General features: G+C 65.4%; 15 protein-coding genes and 2 tRNA genes. 7 read left to right on the forward strand and 10 right to left on the reverse strand.

The features are described from left to right. Positions 1–306: 306 nt before the first annotated feature. Complete coding sequence (locus I6F17_RS12015; RefSeq protein ID WP_036046231.1) at positions 307–2,436, forward strand: tetratricopeptide repeat protein; 2,130 nt, start codon at positions 307–309, stop codon at positions 2,434–2,436. A 7-nt stretch (positions 2,437–2,443) separates the two neighbouring features. Here the strand turns inward: I6F17_RS12015 and I6F17_RS12020 are convergent, their stop codons facing one another. Further along, positions 2,444–2,731 carry an usg protein gene (locus I6F17_RS12020; protein WP_036046235.1) on the reverse strand — a complete coding sequence of 96 codons (288 nt, stop codon included), beginning with the start codon at positions 2,729–2,731 and terminating at the stop codon, positions 2,444–2,446. 378 nt (positions 2,732–3,109) lie between these two features. Here I6F17_RS12020 and I6F17_RS12025 point away from each other — a divergent pair, with 378 nt between their 5' ends. After that, positions 3,110–3,424, forward strand: a complete 315-nt coding sequence (locus I6F17_RS12025) for a co-chaperone GroES (RefSeq protein ID WP_025037205.1) — start codon at positions 3,110–3,112, stop codon at positions 3,422–3,424. Between the two features lie 45 nt (positions 3,425–3,469). Beyond that, positions 3,470–5,110 (forward strand): chaperonin GroEL, encoded by a 1,641-nt coding sequence (gene groL, locus I6F17_RS12030; RefSeq protein ID WP_057029537.1) that lies wholly within the window; start codon positions 3,470–3,472, stop codon positions 5,108–5,110. A gap of 228 nt (positions 5,111–5,338) precedes the next feature. Here the strand turns inward: groL and I6F17_RS12035 are convergent, their stop codons facing one another. From I6F17_RS12035 to I6F17_RS12060, 6 genes are all read right to left on the reverse strand, one after another. Then, entirely contained in the window at positions 5,339–5,626 is a 288-nt protein-coding gene (locus I6F17_RS12035; protein WP_225130834.1) for a GIY-YIG nuclease family protein, read from the reverse strand. A 68-nt stretch (positions 5,627–5,694) separates the two neighbouring features. Beyond that, complete coding sequence (gene lepB / locus I6F17_RS12040) at positions 5,695–6,438, reverse strand: signal peptidase I (RefSeq protein WP_225130833.1); 744 nt, start codon at positions 6,436–6,438, stop codon at positions 5,695–5,697. Between the two features lie 161 nt (positions 6,439–6,599). Beyond that, on the reverse strand, positions 6,600–7,763 hold the full coding sequence (locus tag I6F17_RS12045; RefSeq protein WP_225114397.1) for a slipin family protein: 1,164 nt from the start codon (positions 7,761–7,763) through the stop codon (positions 6,600–6,602). Between the two features lie 337 nt (positions 7,764–8,100). After that, positions 8,101–8,166, reverse strand: a tRNA-His gene (locus I6F17_RS12050). 4 nt (positions 8,167–8,170) lie between these two features. Continuing rightward, positions 8,171–8,240, reverse strand: a tRNA-Phe gene (locus I6F17_RS12055). Between the two features lie 196 nt (positions 8,241–8,436). Beyond that, positions 8,437–9,276: a LysR family transcriptional regulator gene (locus I6F17_RS12060; RefSeq protein WP_225130832.1), complete on the reverse strand. Its 840-nt coding sequence runs from the start codon at positions 9,274–9,276 to the stop codon at positions 8,437–8,439. A 125-nt stretch (positions 9,277–9,401) separates the two neighbouring features. Between I6F17_RS12060 and I6F17_RS12065 the strand changes: the two genes are divergently transcribed. Together I6F17_RS12065 and I6F17_RS12070 are read left to right on the forward strand one after the other, a co-directional pair. After that, the gene (locus I6F17_RS12065; RefSeq protein ID WP_225130831.1) at positions 9,402–9,995 is read left to right on the forward strand and encodes a cysteine hydrolase family protein; all 594 of its coding nucleotides are present in this window, start codon (positions 9,402–9,404) and stop codon (positions 9,993–9,995) included. A gap of 13 nt (positions 9,996–10,008) precedes the next feature. Then, the gene (locus tag I6F17_RS12070; protein WP_036043646.1) at positions 10,009–10,638 is read left to right on the forward strand and encodes a glutathione binding-like protein; all 630 of its coding nucleotides are present in this window, start codon (positions 10,009–10,011) and stop codon (positions 10,636–10,638) included. A gap of 7 nt (positions 10,639–10,645) precedes the next feature. Here I6F17_RS12070 and I6F17_RS12075 read toward each other — a convergent pair whose 3' ends face one another. Beyond that, positions 10,646–11,725: a tlde1 domain-containing protein gene (locus I6F17_RS12075; RefSeq protein WP_225130829.1), complete on the reverse strand. Its 1,080-nt coding sequence runs from the start codon at positions 11,723–11,725 to the stop codon at positions 10,646–10,648. A 662-nt stretch (positions 11,726–12,387) separates the two neighbouring features. On the opposite strand from I6F17_RS12075, the gene I6F17_RS12080 reads away from it, so the two are divergent. Beyond that, positions 12,388–12,912: a FecR domain-containing protein gene (locus I6F17_RS12080; RefSeq protein ID WP_036043640.1), complete on the forward strand. Its 525-nt coding sequence runs from the start codon at positions 12,388–12,390 to the stop codon at positions 12,910–12,912. 56 nt (positions 12,913–12,968) lie between these two features. Further along, on the forward strand, positions 12,969–14,861 hold the full coding sequence (locus I6F17_RS12085) for an adenylate/guanylate cyclase domain-containing protein (RefSeq protein ID WP_225130827.1): 1,893 nt from the start codon (positions 12,969–12,971) through the stop codon (positions 14,859–14,861). Between the two features lie 63 nt (positions 14,862–14,924). Here I6F17_RS12085 and I6F17_RS12090 read toward each other — a convergent pair whose 3' ends face one another. Both I6F17_RS12090 and I6F17_RS12095 read right to left on the reverse strand, forming a co-directional pair. Beyond that, on the reverse strand, positions 14,925–16,427 hold the full coding sequence (locus tag I6F17_RS12090; RefSeq protein ID WP_225130826.1) for a glycosyltransferase family 39 protein: 1,503 nt from the start codon (positions 16,425–16,427) through the stop codon (positions 14,925–14,927). Between the two features lie 6 nt (positions 16,428–16,433). Then, the gene (locus I6F17_RS12095) at positions 16,434–17,561 is read right to left on the reverse strand and encodes a glycosyltransferase family 2 protein (RefSeq protein WP_036043634.1); all 1,128 of its coding nucleotides are present in this window, start codon (positions 17,559–17,561) and stop codon (positions 16,434–16,436) included. Positions 17,562–17,605 lie beyond the last annotated feature (44 nt).

Consider the following 17,605-nt stretch of genomic DNA (forward strand, 5'->3'; position numbering starts at 1 on the left):
ACCCTCCCCTGGAGGGGCCCTGGAGGGGGAGGGTCGGCTCACATTGAGCGCAGCGAAATGTGAGACGGGGTGGGGTGACGTTCTCTCCACGTCGCATACTGCCCGTGTGGAGAGATCACCCCACCCCGCTCGCGCTGCGCGCGATCGACCCTCCCCCCCAGGGAGGGTAAGAAGATGTTTTGCCCAGTCACGCGATCACCGCATCGCTTCGTAGCTTGCCCCAAGCTGGCGTGGCGAGCGGCCCTCGTCTCGTCTTCGTTCTCGCGCTGAACTAGTCTCGCCCGGGACCTCCGGGGGAATTGATTCATGGGCAGCAATGTCGGTCAGCGTGCATTTCAAAATGCTCGGCTTCAGAAGCGGCAAAAGGCCGACGTGCTGCCATTGCTCGGGCAAGCGCTCGAATTGCACAAGAAGGGCCGCCTGCCCGAGGCCAAGGCTGCCTATCGCCAGCTCCTGCAGATCGCGCCCAATCAATTCATCGCGCTACATATGCTCGGCGCGCTGGAGTCCGATGCCGGGCACTTTCAGCAGGCCGAGATCCTGCTGAGCCGGGCGGTTGTCGTCGATCCGCGCTCGGCCGAAGCCCATATGAGTCTGGGCGTCGCGCTGAACGGGCTGAAACGTCACGCCGAGGCCCGCGAGAGCTATCGCAAGGCGCTCGCCTTGCGGCCCAACTACGCCCTCGCCCTCTCCAACCTCGGGAACGCGAGCGCGGCGCTTGATCGCTACCAGGAAGCGCTCGACAGCTACGATCGGGCGCTCGCCATCGACGCAAACCTTGCCGAAGCCCACAACGGCCGCGGCTCCACGCTCTGCCGTCTGCGCAACTACGACGAGGCTCTTGCAAGCCTGAACCGCGCGCTCGCGATCAAGCCCGACTATGCGGCGGCACTGGCGAACCGCGCCGTGGCACTCCGGGAGCTGCAGCGATTCGACGAGGCCATGGCGGATTGCAACCGGGCAATCGCCCTCGCCCCTGACGACGTGAACGGATGGCTCTGGCGCGCCAATGTCTTGCTCCAGACCCGGCAGATGGCCGAGGCACTATCCGATTGCGAAAAGGCGCTCGCGATCGCGCCCGATTCCGATCAGGCTCACCTGGTGCTGGGCCTTTGTCTTGCCGCACTCGGCCGGGTCGACGAAGCCCTCGCCAGTTTCGACAGAGCCCTCGACATCCGGCCCGACCTCGAGAGCGCGATCTCCAGCAAGATCTTCACGCTCGACTTCGTGCCGGACGCCAGCGTCGAGCAGCATCAAGAGGCGCGACGCGTCTGGTGGGAGCGGATCGGCGCGAAAATCGCTTCCGAAGCGGGGGCACCGCATGACAACAGCCGCGATCCGGATCGTCGCCTGGTGCTGGGCTACGTCTCGTCGGACTTCAACGCGCATTCGGCTGCGTTCGTCTTCAAGCCCGTTCTGCAACACCATGACCGGGCCCAGTTCGAGATCGTGTGCTATTCGTGCTCGGCGAAAGTGGACGCGACGACACGCGAATTTCAAGGCATCGCCGATCGCTGGCGTGACGCCTCGCAATGGAGCGATGATCGCCTCGCCGACCAGATTCGCGACGATCGCATCGATATCCTGATTGATCTGTCCGGCCACACCAGAGGAAATCGCCTCGGCGTATTTGCGCGCAAGCCGGCGCCGATCCAGGCGCACGGCTGGGGCCACGGCACCGGCACCGGGCTGCCGACGATCGACTATCTGTTCTCGGATCCGGTCGGGATTCCGCACGACGTTCGGCATCTGTTTGCAGAGACGGTCGTCGACCTGCCGTGCTTCGTGACGCTGGCGCCGCTGCCGGCCGGGATTGCGCAGGGCAAGACGCCGGCGCTCTTGAACGGCTTCGTCACGTTCGGTGTCTTCAACCGCATCAGCAAGATCTCGGATGAGGCGGCGGAGGCATGGTCGAGAATCCTCGAGCGAGTGCCGGGGGCGCGGCTGCTGGTGAAGGATTTTGCGCTGGACGATCCTTTGGTGCGCGACAACCTGCTGGCGCGGTTCGCCGCGTGCCGCCTGCCGGCCGATCGGGTCGAGCTGCTCGGCGCAACGTCCCGACAGGACCACCTGGCGTCGTTCAATCGCGTCGATATTTGCCTCGACACCTTCCCGCAGAACGGCGGCGTCAGCACTTGGGAAGCCCTGCAGATGGGCGTGCCTGTGGTGGCGAAGCTCGGCAACAGCCTGCCCGGCCGCGCTGCCGGCGCCATCCTCACCGCACTCGGCCTGCCGGACTGGGTCGCCGACAGCGAGGAGGCTTATGTCGAGATCGCGGCCAGCCGTGCGGCCGAGATTGGCGCGCTCGACAAATTGCGCCGCGAATTGCCGGCAACGATCGACGCCGCACCCGCAGGCAACCCCATCTCATATGCACGCGCGGTGGACGAGGCCTATCGCGCGATGTGGAGGCGCTACTGCAGCAGCGGCGTCTGACCTCTGCTCAATGCAGCCGGAACACGCCGTCGACGGCGCGGAGCTCGGCCGGCTTGATCAGCTTGGAATGCGCCACCGTGACCGAATGGAGAGGGCCGTCGAGCTTCTCCTGCCAGAACGCCAGGAAATCCTTCAGGGCCGGAAATTTCGGAAACATGTCGTAGTTCTGCCAGACATAGGTCTGGAGCAGCGAGGGATGATCCGGCATTCGATAGAGAATTTGTGCCGTCGTCAGCCCGTAGCCCAGCATCTGTTTCCGGAATTCCTCGGAAACGCCCCCAACGCGCAGTCCCATGCCAAACCTCCTTTGCAGGAGCGCATTCGGCGAGTGGCTTGGTCCGTGCCCCGGGGAGCCACCCGGAAACGATGCGCTCACATGAGAGAAATGTGACGCAAACTGACAACTCATCTCAAGCCCAAAAGTTTAACAAGCTGTTGAAATTCAATGCTTTAGCAGCAGAGACGACTCCGTGCTAATACGGTCACGACTGCCCGGTTAACGATGGTTAGGGGTTTCTGGCAGTCCGCGCTTTCGGCTGCTAATTTTTCTGCTACAAACCCTTGCCCCCGCAAAATTCCTGTCCTATTTCAGGCTCGCTCGTGCTAGCACTCACGGGCAGCGATTGCTAACAATCTCGAAACCTCAACCCGAGCAAATGCTTAGGAGGACTGCATGAAATTCCGTCCGCTTCACGACCGCGTCGTGGTCAAGCGCATCGACGCAGAAGAGAAGACCGCTGGCGGCATCATCATTCCCGACACTGCCAAGGAAAAGCCCTCCCAGGGCGAAGTCGTCGCCGTTGGCCCCGGTGGCCGCGACGAAGCTGGCAAGCTGATCCCGATCGACCTGAAGGTCGGCGACCGCGTGCTGTTCGGCAAGTGGTCCGGCACCGAGGTCAAGATCGACGGCCAGGACCTGCTGATCATGAAGGAGAGCGACGTCATGGGCGTTCTCGAAGTCAGCGAGTCCAAGAAGAAGGCGGCTTAAGAGCCCCTCTCCTCCCTCCAGTCAAACCCTCAAGGAAAAATCCAGATGGCAGCCAAAGAAGTCAAATTCTCGGTTGAAGCGCGCGACAAGATGCTGCGCGGCGTCGACGTACTCGCCAACGCGGTGAAGGTCACGCTCGGTCCGAAGGGCCGCAACGTCGTGCTCGACAAGTCGTTCGGCGCTCCCCGCATCACCAAGGACGGCGTCACCGTCGCCAAGGAGATCGAGCTCGACGACAAGTTCGAGAACATGGGCGCGCAGATGGTGCGCGAAGTCGCCTCCAAGTCCGCTGACGCGGCCGGCGACGGCACCACCACCGCCACCGTGCTCGCCCAGGCGATCGTGAAGGAAGGCGCGAAGTCCGTTGCCGCCGGCATGAACCCGATGGACCTCAAGCGCGGTATCGACCTCGCGGTCGAAGCCGTCGTGGCCGACCTCGAGAAGAACTCGAAGAAGGTCACCTCGAACGACGAGATCGCCCAGGTCGGCACCATCTCGGCCAACGGCGATGCCGAGATCGGCAAGTTCCTCGCCGACGCCATGAAGAAGGTCGGCAACGAGGGCGTCATCACCGTCGAGGAAGCCAAGTCGCTCGAGACCGAGCTCGACGTGGTCGAGGGCATGCAGTTCGACCGCGGCTACATCTCGCCCTACTTCGTCACCAACGCCGACAAGATGCGCGTTGAGATGGACGACGCCTACATCCTCATCAACGAGAAGAAGCTCTCCTCGCTGAACGAGCTGCTGCCGCTGCTCGAGGCCGTGGTGCAGACCGGCAAGCCGCTGGTCATCGTCGCCGAGGACGTCGAAGGCGAAGCGCTCGCGACCCTGGTCGTGAACCGCCTGCGTGGCGGCCTCAAGGTCGCGGCCGTCAAGGCTCCGGGCTTCGGCGATCGCCGCAAGGCCATGCTGCAGGACATCGCGATCCTGACCGGCGGCCAAGCGATCTCGGAAGACCTCGGCATCAAGCTCGAGAACGTCACGCTCAACATGCTCGGTCGCGCCAAGAAGGTGATGATCGACAAGGAGAACACCACGATCGTCAACGGCGCCGGCAAGAAGGCCGACATCGAGGCGCGCGTGGCCCAGATCAAGGCGCAGATCGAGGAGACCACCTCGGACTACGACCGTGAGAAGCTCCAGGAGCGTCTCGCCAAGCTCGCGGGCGGCGTCGCGGTGATCCGCGTCGGCGGCGCGACCGAGGTCGAGGTGAAGGAGCGCAAGGATCGCGTTGATGACGCGATGCATGCGACCCGCGCGGCCGTGGAAGAAGGCATCGTTCCGGGCGGCGGCGTCGCCCTGCTCCGTGCCTCCGAGCAGCTCAAGGGTCTGCGCACCAAGAACGACGACCAGAAGACCGGCGTCGAGATCGTGCGCAAGGCGCTGTCGGCCCCCGCCCGCCAGATCGCGATCAACGCCGGTGAAGACGGCTCGGTGATCGTCGGCAAGATCCTGGAGAACAAGGCCTACAATTACGGCTTCGACTCCCAGACCGGCGAATATGCCGACCTCGTCAAGAAGGGCATCATCGACCCGACCAAGGTGGTCCGCACCGCGATCCAGAACGCTGCCTCGGTGGCCGCGCTCCTGATCACCACGGAAGCCATGGTCGCCGAGCTGCCGAAGAAGGGCGGCGCCGGCCCCGCGATGCCTCCGGGCGGCGGCATGGGCGGCATGGATTTCTGATCCAGCCTCTCAGGCACGATACGAATCGCGAAACCCCGGCAGCGATGCCGGGGTTTTTGTTTGTGGCACGTCATTCCGGGGCGCGCCCCCTTGGGCGCGAGCCCGGAATCCATAACCACGAAACTCACGGGCGAGAGGCATAGCGGGCCATTCCATCCGCCTGTGGTTATGGATTCCGGGCTCGGCGCTGCGCGCCGCCCCGGAATGACAAGGAGTGCAGGATGAGCCTTATTTGGCTATCCCCGGATAGAGATCATCCCAATTCGGGTTCTGCTCCTCGATCAGGCGCGTCTTCCAATCCCGCCGCCATTTCTTGAGCTCCTTTTCGCGGGCGATGGCCGTCGCGGGATCGTCATAGATTTCGAACAGCACGAGCTTGTCAACTCCGTACTTCGTCGTGAAGCCAGGCATGGCCTTTGTCTTGTGCTGATGCACGCGGCGCACGAGGTCATTGGTCACGCCGATGTAGAGCGTGCCGTGTTTCTTGCTCGCGAGGATGTAGACATAGTAGGCCATTCCGTCCGCCTGTGGTTATGGATTCCGGGCTCAGCGCTACGCGCTGCCCCGGAATGACGGAGCAAGCCTTACTCCACCTTCCCGAGCCGCTCGAAACGCGGCTCGCCGTCTTCATCCAGCGACCAGAAGATCCGCGTCGCCTTGCCGATGAGATTGTCCATCGGCACGAAGCCGAATGTCGACATGCGGCTGTCGGTGGAATTGTCGCGGTTGTCGCCGAGCACGAAGATGTGGCCCGGCGGCACCGTGAAGACGTCTGTGTTGTCGAGATAGCCGTTGTCGAGGCAGTCGTAGGTCACATAGGACGCACCGCTCGGCAGCGTCTCGCGCCAGCGCTTGACGGCCGCGCGGTCGTCGACACCGCAGGCGTCGCCGGCAAATGTCGCCTCCAGGGCGACGCGGGTCACCGGGCGGCCGTTGAGGCTGAGCCGGCCCTGCCGCATCTGGATGCGGTCTCCGGGCAGGCCGACGACGCGCTTGACGTAGTCGGCAGAACTGTCCTTCGCCGTCCGGAATACCACGATATCCCCGTATTCGGGATCGGCGGCGAGGACGCGGCCCGAGATCCAGGACGACGCGAATGGGAGTGAATAGCGGCCATACCCGTAAGTGTATTTCGCGGCGAAGACGTAGTCGCCGACCATCAGCGCCGGTGTCATCGACCCGGACGGAATGTTGAACGGCTGATACAGGACGAAGCGAAACAGGATCACCGGCGACCACAGCACCGGGATCATGAGGATCAGGACGACGATCGCCTTCCAGTCGCTGGATCGTGCCGCGGGGCGGATCGATTCCTGAAGAACGGTCATGGGCCTTCCCTGATCAAGACGTTGCGGCCCCAAGATGACGCAACCTGCGAGCGCGCTCAATCCCCGACGAGCTCAAATTTGGTCGCGCCCCGCGCCGATCGCGTTCATCGCAGACGGCAGCAACGCCGATGTGAAGGGCCGCCCGTGGGCGGCCCTTCGGTTCATGCGCTCTCGGGCGCCTTCAGACGCACGAGCCGGGTCAGGAGGGCATCGAGGCCCTGGCCTTCACCGGCATGGAGGTCGATGCGGCCGACCTTCTCGACCAGCCGCTCCAGCGACTCCAGCTCCTTGAGCCGAAGCAGCAGGGGGTTCTCCTCCATCAGGCGGGCAGTGTTCAGGAGCGAACGCGTCGCCGCGGTCTCCTCCTGCCGGCGGATCAGGTTCGCCTTCGCGACCCGCTCCGCCTCCACCACCTTGTTCACCAGCTCCCGGATCTCGCCGGGCAGGATCACGTCCTTGACGCCGAGCTCGGTCACCTCCACGCCTGATACCGCCACGCGTGCACGCACATAGTCGCGCAGCTCCGCATCCAGCGCCGCCTTCGCAGACAGCACCTCGTCCAGCGTCCGGCCCGCCACCGCCTCGCGGATCGCGAACTGCACCAGGCGGTACAGCCACGCATCCACGTCGGGCACGGTCGCCACCGTGCGCTCGGGATCGACGATGCGGCGGAACGCCGTCAGCGTCACCCGCAGCGCGATGCGATCCTTGGTCAGCATCTCCTGCGCGGTGATCTCGACCGCCTGGGGCCGCAGATCGAGGCGCTTCACCTCGATCTTGCGGCCGACGGTCCAGAAGGCGTGCCGGCCGGGCGCGAGCCGCTCCACGAGCCGGCCCTCGACATAGAGCAGGCCCGCTTCGTGGTTCTCGACCACAGTCTCGCTCATGACGGTCGAGCGGCTGCGCTCGATCATGGTGAGGTGCCGCGCGTCGACCCTGACGTCGCTGGACACATCGATGCGCTCGACATCGATGCGCGTTGCGACCTTCCAGTAGACGCGCACCTGCCAAGGCGTCATCAGATGCACGGGCCGGCCGTCGAGGCTGACGATGGCGATCTCGTCCGCCTTGGTCTCGACCGCCTCGAACAGCTCGGCGGCAAGATCAGGTCGCGCGGCCTTCAGCACTGCGTAGCGCTCCGCAGGAAATTCGCTGCGGACCACGTCGAGCACCTCGGCCTTCAGCTCGTGCAGGGGATCGAACAGGCGATGCTTGCCGGGCGCGAGCACGCGCACGAGCTGCCCGTTGCGCGTCAGCAACGCACGCTCGCCATCCTTCACCGTCACGTTCAGCATCAGCAAATGCCAGGTCTTGTTCAAAGTCATGGCACGCCTCCTTACATTTGCGCCCGGCCGGATGCCGGACGACAGGTTTCGTTTTGCAAAGGATGTGAGGACGCGGACGACGCTTCCCGCGAAATCGGCGGGCCGGGGCTTGAGCTTGCATGACGACGGGCGCACGCGCGCGATCGCGCGACGCCTGTCGCGCGGCCGTGCGGAGCCACCCGGCATCAGCGCAAGCGGTATCTACCCGCGGCGCAAAGCCGGTCTCACAGTGTCTAGGTTCGGACGGAAAGCCTTGCGGCAAAACGGCCGGACCGCGACTGAAGCGCGCGTCCGGTCCTCGTCAGAGGTATCAGCGTTTCAGGCTGAAACGGAGCGCTGGAGCGGGATTCGAACCCGCGACAGGATGAGTCACAATCATCTGCTCTACCAAACTGAGCTATCCTTTGTGCAAGAGACCGGAATCGAACCGATGCCTTCGGGTGTTCAATCCGACGCTCTCCATGAGCTACGTCCTGCGTTTCTCCTTCATTCGGCGGAACACGAAACCGGCAAGACCCGGCCCGCGCCAGTCGGGATCTCAGCGAGCCCGAACCCATGGCCTAGCGAAGGACGGCGCTAATAGACCAGGCACGTTCGGGTTGCAAGGGGGCGGCTGAAGTTTTTTCGTCGCAGCGTGCGCTGCGTGGCGCGATGATTGCGGCGATATGCGACATCAATTGCGCGAGATGTCCTGGAAGCACGCCCTCACCCACGCGATCGTCACGCGTGTCGCGGGATCGCGCTTGAGGTGGTTCTGCACGAGCAGCCAGACGTCGCGGCGCTTCGGCAGCAGGGTGGCGCGCAGGCTGCGGTCGGCGAGCAGGGGTGCGCAGCTGTGCTCGGGCAGCACGCCGATGGCCTGATGCGACTGGATCATGGTACGGATGATACGGATATTGTCGGTGACGCAGCGCATGTTGGTCAGCCGCTTCGCACGCAAGAACTGCGCTTCCGGAATCGCGTCGAGCTCGTCCGGATAGACGCACGCAACGGGCTCGCGGCCGCCGCGGTCCGCGGGCTCGAAGAAGTACAGCCTGACGTCGCCGAGCTTGGAGATGGTGAAGTCGCCCTTCTCCGGCTTGCGCAGGCGGATGGCGAGATCGGCCTGCCAGCGCGAGAACTTGACGTTGCCGCTCGCGGTGAGGAATTGCAGCGTCAGCCCCGGATGATCGCGCAGGAAGCTGCTCGCACGCGGCGCCAGCAGCTCTTCGGCGACCGCATTGGTCGAGGCGATGCGCAGCCGCCCGACCGGGCCGACCTGGCCCTCCTTGATGCGGTCGATCGCCGCCGCATGCGCGGCCATCGCGCCGACATGCGCGAGCACCGCCTCGCATTGACGCGTCGGCCGCCGCACGCCGTCCACCGCATCGAACAGCTTCACGCCGAGATCGCGCTGGATGCGCGCAAGCCTGCGGCCGACGGTGGTCTCGTCGATGCGCAGCCGCGCGCTGGCGCCGGCATAGGTGCCCTCGTCCCTGACCGCGGCGATGATGCGCAGATCGTCCCAGTTCATCGGGCGAGCTTAGCAGGCGGCGCCGCTGCCTGCAAATTTGCAGCCATCAGCTGCAATAGTCCTGCACAATGGCAGGCTGCTGCTGCGCTAGTGTCGAAGCATCCGAATTCACGAAGGCTGACGGCATGAACACTCCAAAGACGCTGCTCGAACTCGCCGGCGCCGATCTCGATCCGCCGGAGCTCAACGAGACATGCCTCGTTCTGATCGACATCCAGAACGAATATTGCGCCGGCCCACTCGCCCTGCCCGATGCGCAAGCAGCGATCGCCGCGGCTGCGCGCCTGCTCGCGCGCGCACGGGAGAGCGGAGCTGCGATCTTCCACGTCGCGCACAAGGGTCGCGCCGGCGGCCTGTTCGACCGCGAGGCGGCGCGCGGCGCGATCGTCGAACGCCTGACGCCGCTCGCGACCGAGCCCGTGATCGAGAAGGCGCTGCCGAATGCCTTCGCCGGCACCGACCTGCAGGCCCGGCTGGCCGCGACCAGACGCAAGAACATCGTGCTCGCGGGTTTCATGACGCATATGTGCGTGTCTTCGACCGCGCGCGCCGCGCTCGATCTCGGCCTGCGCACGACGATCGCGGCGGATGCCTGCGCCACGCGCGATCTTCCCGATGGGCGCGGCGGCACGCTGCCGGCGAGAATGATTCACGAGGTCGCTCTGGCCGAATTGTCCGACCGCTTCGCGATCATCGCGCAGAGCGACGTGCTGACCTGAGGAGACCTTCCCGATGCTGCAGCTCTATTTCTTTCCGATGGCCTGCTCGCTCTCGAGCCGCATCGCGCTGCTGGAGGCCGGAATCGAGGCGCAGTATCACCTCGCCCATATCTGGACCAAGCGGCTCGTGGACGACGGCGGCGATTTCCTCCGCGTGTCACCGAAGGGCGCGGTGCCGGTCCTGGTGCTGGAGAACGGCGAGCGGCTGACGGAAAGCGCAGCGGTGCTGCAATACATCGCCGATGTGAAGCCGGAGGTACGCCTTGCGCCGCGGCCCGGCGACATCGATCGTTATCGCCTGCAGGAATGGCTGAGCTTCGTCGGCGCCGAGATCCACAAGGCGTTCCTGTTTCCAACCTTCTGGTACAAGGACGACGGCTCGCTGGCCAAGCCGCGCGCGAGAATCATAGAGACATTGTCCGTGCCGGCAGCGCATCTGGCGGGCCGCGAATTCCTCGTCGGCGACGCCTTCACCGTGGCCGATGCCCATCTCACCTGGACCTTGCTGCTGCTCCGTCCCGCAGGGATCGACATCGCGCAATGGCCGCCGCTAGCGGCCTATCTCGAGCGCATGCAGGCGCGGCCCGCGGTACGGCGCGCGATCGCAATCGAGATGGCGCTGCGCAAGACCGTTGCGGCCTGAGCTCACCTCACTCCACCCGCGCCAGCACCGCGAGCTTGCGGATGCCCTTGTTGCGGTAGGCGTCGAGGAACGCGTAATAGTCCTTGAACGACACGCAGCCGTTGGAATCGCCGCCCGGCCCGAGCATGAAGGTGTGAGCGAGCAGGCCGTCGCGGCCGTAGATCGCGCTCTCGCCGCCGATCGGGGTCAGGCGCAGCGCCGGCACGCCGTGGAACAGCGCCTCGCGCGGCTTCAGCGTGTAGATGTGCGGCGGCGTCACGCCGCGCATGCGCAGGCGGCGGGAGTCCGGATCGTCGCGGTTGGCGCCAAGGCCGGAATGCGCCTCGAGCCTGGTGCCGTCGGGCAGATACACCATCTTGGCCGTGATGTCGTAGACCGCGGTGTCCCGCTCATAAGGCGGAGCGCCGCCGAACATCGGGTTCTGCTCCTTCGGGGCGATGGACGCAGTGATGCTGGCATCGGCCGAGGCGTAGGCGAGCAGCCCGCCGGACGACTCGCGCTTGCCCCACAGCTTTTCCACCATCGACTGGCGCGGAGCGGTGATCGACATCACCGCGGCCTTGGCACGGTCGGCGAAGGATTTTTGCTTGGCTTCGGGCGCCGGCACGATCTCGGCCGGGTCGGCCGAGGCGAGTTGCAGCTGGGCAGCCGGCGCGCGCTTGGTCTTGTCCGCGGCGTTGTCGGCGCCCTTGGCTGCCGGCTTCAGCGCCTCCGCGACCTTCGCGATCACGCCCTGCTTCGGGGCGTCTTTGGCCACCGCAACGACCTGCGCCGGGGGTGCGGCGCTTGTGGCATTCGACGGCACGCCCTGCGTTGCGGCCGCCGCAAAGCGCTCGTTGAACATTTCGCGCGAGATCGGAGCTGCGACCTGGAGGCGGTCGGGCAGCAGCGCGAAGGTATCCTTGACGGCCTCGCCGGCCTCGCGCAGCGCCACCCTGGGCGCGCGCTTGGTCACCGGCTCGTCGTAGCCGACGCTGCCGACTGAGGGATAGACGCTCGCGCCGAAGATGTTGCTGTGGATGGTCCAGCCGGCGCCCATCACGGCGCAGCCGATCGCCGCGGCGCCAAGCCAATTGGTCGTGGTCATTTTCCGGGAAGATTTCCGCGAATTGTTCTTCGAGAAATTCTTGGACTTCCGTGCCGCGTTACTCTGCGCAGCGATACTCGTACTCATTCGCCTTGCGTCCAGGACGGTGTCACTCAGTCCCCCTTCGAAGTGCCGCTGGTCACGATCCTGGAACAGCATCTCGCAGAGGGTCGGAGCGTCATTAAGGCGACTTTTAGTTAAATGCGGATTAAGTTCGGGCGGATCTGCGACAACTCGTTAACGCTGTCCCATTTTGAGAAAAAAGCCCGCAGAACTACGGACTTAGTCGGGTCTGTTAACTATAATTCTCGGCCGGTTCAGCAGGCTCTGCGGACGTCTGCGGCCACATCCATGACGCACTTGAGAACGTTATTTTCGTGGTCCTCAACTGCCCCCGAACGTAACGCGCCAGCGTTGCGCGAGGCTGGTGGACGACGCGTCGGATTGGCCTCGTCGGCCGCGCGGGAATGTTGCATGCTTATGGCGCGCCGGGCGACCTCACGCGGCACGGCGCCGTGATTGAAAGTTGATCGCCTCGGTTCTGGACATCACCGCCGCGAGAAAATAGCTCCCACTTCGGCACTTTTCAGCAGCCTCTGCGCGTGATACGGTACCGTATCATCCTGCCCTGAGCTGTGCCGAGCACGCAAACGGAGGCTGGCATGAGAGGAATCGCGCGCGCGGGGTTTTTCGCCCTGGCGGGGTCGTTTCTGTTGATCGGATCTGCGACTGCGCAGCCTGCGGCGAATGCGGGCTGCACGGCATCGCCGTCGGCTGCCGGGACGCAGACCTGGCGCTGCGACAACGGCATCACCATCGTTGCGGAAAACGGCGCCAGATTTGAACTTAAGGACGCCAACCGCGACGGACATATAGACTCCGTGGAGTTGAGCAGCAAAGCGCTGCTGATCGAGGTACCCAAGAAGCCGCGCGGCAATCCCTTCAAGGTGCTGACGCCGCAAGCGATTGCCGCAGTACGCGGCACGAAATGGGCGGTCGATGTCGCCGACACCAAGACTTCCGTGTTCGTCGCAGACGGCCGGGTCGGCGTGAGCCGCAGGGCTCGTGGACGCGGCGTCGTGCTTGGACCCGGGGAAGGCGTCGATGTCGAGCCAACCGGCCCGTTGACGGTCAAGACCTGGGGCCAGCCGCGCGTCGACGCGCTCATGGCCAGACTCGGGCAATGAGCCGGGGCCGGCAAGGCCCGGCCCATGAGATTTGGATTATACGATTGCAAGACCGCATGCGCAGCCGACGCGTTCAGATCCTGGTGGCACTCGTCCTCACCGCGCTGTGGGGCGCGGGCATCTATGCCACGCACGCCCACGGCCATCTGCGCTTCCTGGACCGCCTCGAAGCCACGTTGACGGATTGGCGGACGCAGGCGCGCGGCGTGCGGCGTCCGCCGGATCTCGTCACCATCGTGGCGATCGACGACACCGTGGTGAAGCGCGGCGGCACCTATCCGCTGCCGCGCGCCGATCTTGCCCGCGTGGTCGATACCATCGTGCAGTTCAAGCCGAAGGTCGTGGCGATCGACCTGCTGCTGGTCGACCGCAGCGCCGCGATCGGCGATGCGACGCTGGCCAACACGCTCGCCACCGGCCCCATGGTGCTCGCCGCCGCCGCGATCTTCCCCTCCGACAGCGAAACCGTGACACCCGGCAGTGAAGACGGGCCCCTCGCCGTTCTGCCGCAGGCCGAACGCTTCCTGCAGCCCTTGCCCGCATTCACCGATCATGCCGAGGTGGGTGTCGTCAACGTCGCCACAGGACAATCCGGCTCGCCGCTCTCGGTGCCGATGCTGTTCCGGACGCGGGACAAGGTCGAATTGTCGTTTCCGTTGCGCGTGGCCGCCCGCGCGCTCGACGAGCCGCTGACGGTCGCGCCGGACCATCTGAGACTGGGTGACCGCGTCGTGCCGACCGACAGCCACTTCGCGCTGCCGATCACCTATTACGGCCCACGCCGCACGATCCGCACCGTCAGCGCGCAAAGCATCTTCGACGGCACGCTCGACCGCGCCGCGATCGAGAACCGGATCGTCGTGATCGGCGCCTCGGTCGCCGGCGGCGGCGACTTCTTTCCCACGCCGTTCGACTCCCTGATGCCCGGCGTCGAGGTGATCTCGACGGCGATCACGCATCTCGTCGCCGGCGACGGCATCCTGCGCGACCGCAGGGTCCGCATCGCTGATGCACTCACTGCGATCCTGCTGCCGATGTTGCTGGTCGGCCTGCTCGCCTGGCGGCGGAGCGCGCTCGGCATCATGGCGGCAGGCGCGGTGATGATGGCCTGGGCCGGGCTCAACCTGTTCGCGTTCACGCACGGCGTCTGGCTGAACGCCGCGACCACGCTCGCCGCCGCCGTGCCGCCGGTTGCGGTCTTTGCCGGCGTGCAGCTGTGGGCCGGAGGCCGCCGCACGCAATATTTCGCCGCCAAGAGCAGGTCGCTTGCGCAATTCCAGGCTCCGGCGCTGCGGGATTGGCTCTCGCGAGATCCGAACTTCCTCTCGAAGCCGGTGCGGCAGGATGCAGCCGTGGTGTTCGTCGATCTCTCCGGTTTCACCGGTTTGAGCGAGCGGATCGATCCGGACGAGCTCACGGATATTCTGAAGGCGTTTCATGCGCTGATCGACCGGATCGCGATCGATTGCGGCGGCATGATCACGGGCTTTCTCGGCGACGGCGCCATGATCCTGTTCGGGCTGCCGCGCGCGATGCCCGACGATTCGGCGCGCGCGCTGAAATGCGCGGTCGATCTGCATCGCGGCCTCGCACGCTGGATCGCCTCGCTGCCGCCGGCGATCGCAGGTCAGCTCGGCTACAAGATCGGCGCGCATTGCGGCCCGATCGTCGCCTCGCGACTCGGCGAAAGCCATCAGCACATCACGGCGACAGGCGACACCGTCAACGTCGCAAGCCGGCTGATGGAGATTGCCGCCCAGAACGATGCGCGCCTCGCGCTGAGCGACACGCTGCTGGATGCGGCCGACTTCCAGGGCGCGCCCGACGGCGTTCTGTCCGGCCCTCTGCTGGCCCGGGTTCGCGGCCGTTCCGGCGTCGTCACCGTCTGGTTCTGGCGCGATCGCGATGGGCCGGGACAGGATGCTGACAAGGCCGAGATGATCGATTAAGCCGTTAGAGATGATCCGGAAAACCTAAAGCGCGACGATGATTCATCCTAATCGCATCGCGCTTTAGCGCGCTTCCGGCGGCGGCGAGCGGTCCAGCACCTCGCCTTTGGCGCCTTCCAGCAGGTCGATGCCGTAGGTCTCGATCACGAGCGGCCCGCGCTTGCGCTGCAATTGCGCCACCTGCGTCACCTTTGCAAAGAGAGCATTGAGGGTGGGATGACCGTCGGCGCGCAGCTCGTCGACATAGAGCAGCTTGCCGGCGAGCAGCTTGGGATCGGGCTCCGCCATGTTGATCCAGCGGATGCGCTGGCTTTGCTGCGCGACGCAGGTGCCGCGCGGCAGATAGAATGCGAGCCAGCTCGTGGTGCCGTAATCCTGCGCCAGCACGCAGGTGGCGCCACTGCGCGCGCGCACCGCTTCGATTCCGGCCGCGAGCTCGCGCCAGCCGACACCGACACTGCGCACGGTGGCATCGCGGCGATATCCGGACAACCAGCCGGTATTGGCCTGCACGATCAAGGCGGCAAACATGACGATGCCCACAGGCGCGGCCCAGCGCAGGCAAACGTCGACGAGGCGCCGCTGACGGGGCTTCCATTGCGCAAGATTGGCCGCGGCGGCCGCGGCTATGACGAACGGCGGATACACCGGCGCGAACCAGTTGGCCTCGACGCGCGCATGCAGCGAATGCCAGACGAAATAGACGACGATGGTCCAGAACATCGTCTCGATCAGCACGCGCGAGGGCAGCGCGCCGACGCGCTGCCAGGTCAGCGCATGCAGGCCCATGGCGCCGAGGATGAAGACCAGCGGGGTTGCGAACGCGATCTGGGTCGGGATCAGTTCGGCGATGAAGACCGGGCGGAAGTCCTCGATCTTGGCACGCCCGAGCTGCTTTGCGAACGAGACCCATTGATGGTCGGCATTCCAGAGGATCACCGGCGAGAACAGTGCCAGCGCCACGAGGCCGCCGAGATAGGGCCAGGGCGAGAGGAACCAGCGCCGCAGCTTCGGCACGCAAGCGAGCCAGATCAGGATCGCGGCGCCAAAGAACATCGCGGTGTATTTCGACAATAGCGCCGCGCCGACTGCGGCGCCGACCGCGAGCCACCAGGCGCCGCGTCCGGTCTCCAGCACCTTGGCGAGAAAGAACAGCACGAAGCTGGAGGCGACCAGCAGCGGCGCATCTGGCGTGACGATCAGGGTGCCGACGGAGGCCAGCAGCGTCACGTTGAGCAGGATGGCGCTGGTCGCGGCCAGGCGTGTGCCGCCGAACAGGATCGCGGCCGAGCGATAGACCGCATAGCTCATCGGCAGCGCGAGCAGAATCGAGACCAGGCGAACGCCGAGCTCGGTATCGCCCGCGATCATGGTGCCGGCGCGGATCACATAAGCGACCATGGGCGGGTGGTCGTAATACCCCCCGGCGAGGCTCTTCGACCACATCCAGTAATAGGCTTCGTCGAACGTGATCGGCGTGAAGGCGGCTGCGACGAGCCGCAATCCCACCAGCGCGACAATCAGCAGCGCGGTGTTGCGGACGATCCGCGCATCGGCCCCGCCCATCACGCGCTATTTCTTGCGCCAGACGAACAGTCCGGACATCGCGTAGTTCCACACCACGCCCATCAACGCGCCCGCCAGGCCGGCCAGCCACCAGATCGGCTCCTGGTCGTAGACCGAGAAGGCGACGCCGACATTGGCGAGCAGGCCGACGCTGCACACGATGTAGAAGGCGATCAGGCCGCGCAGCAGCGCAAAGCCCTTCAGCCGCTGGTCGCGATAGGTGAGGAAGTTGTTGAGGATGAAATTACTGGTCATGGCGACGATGGCGCCGGCGGCCTGCGCCTCCGGGAACGGCACGTTGAACAGGCGAAGCGCGATGAACAGCGTGGTCAGGTGCACGACGAGGCCGATGCCGCCAACCATCGCGAACAGGATGAAGCGCAGTGAGACGATGTCGTTGGTCAGCTTGGCGAAGACGAGGCCAAGGAAGTCGAGCGCGACCATGGAATCGAGCTTGCTCTCGCCGTGCTGGCGGGCGCCGAAGGTGTAGGGAATCTCGACCGCCCGCAAGCTGCCGTGCGCGGTCGCGACGATGTCGAGCAGGATCTTGAAGCCGTGCACGGAGAGTTTTGGCGCGAGCTGCTCGAAGCGGTCGCGGCGGATCATGAAGAAGCCGCTCATGGGATCGGCAATCTCGACCCGCAGCATCTTCTTGGCGACCTCGGTCGCGACCGCGCTGGCGCCGGCGCGCTGCCTGTTGAAGCCTTCGCTCTTGTAGCCCTCGATGTAGCGGCTGCCGACGACGAGGTCGGCCTGATCGCTCGCGAGCAAGAGCAGCATCTTGGGCAGCTGCGTCTCGTCGTGCTGGAGGTCGGCATCGATCACGGCCACATAGGGCGCGCTGGAGGCAAGGATGCCCTCGATGCAGGCGCCCGACAGGCCGCGGCGGCCGATGCGGCGGACGCAGCGCACGCGGCTGTCGCGCTGCGCCAGCTCACGCACGACATCCCAGGTGCCGTCGGGCGAATTGTCGTCGACGAACACGACTTCCCAGACGACGTTGGCGAGCGTCGCCTCGAGGCGCCGGTACAGCACGGTGACGTTGTCGCGCTCGTTGAAAGTTGGGACGATGACCGACAGTTCCGGCCCCTCGTGGGCTTGGTTGTCGATGCCCGGTCTGATCGCTTCGTTCATGACGGCAGCGTATATCCGCCGCATCCTGCGCTGCCAAGCCGGGG

The organism is Bradyrhizobium sp. NBAIM18, from assembly GCF_020193825.1.
GTDB lineage: Bacteria > Pseudomonadota > Alphaproteobacteria > Rhizobiales > Xanthobacteraceae > Bradyrhizobium > Bradyrhizobium yuanmingense.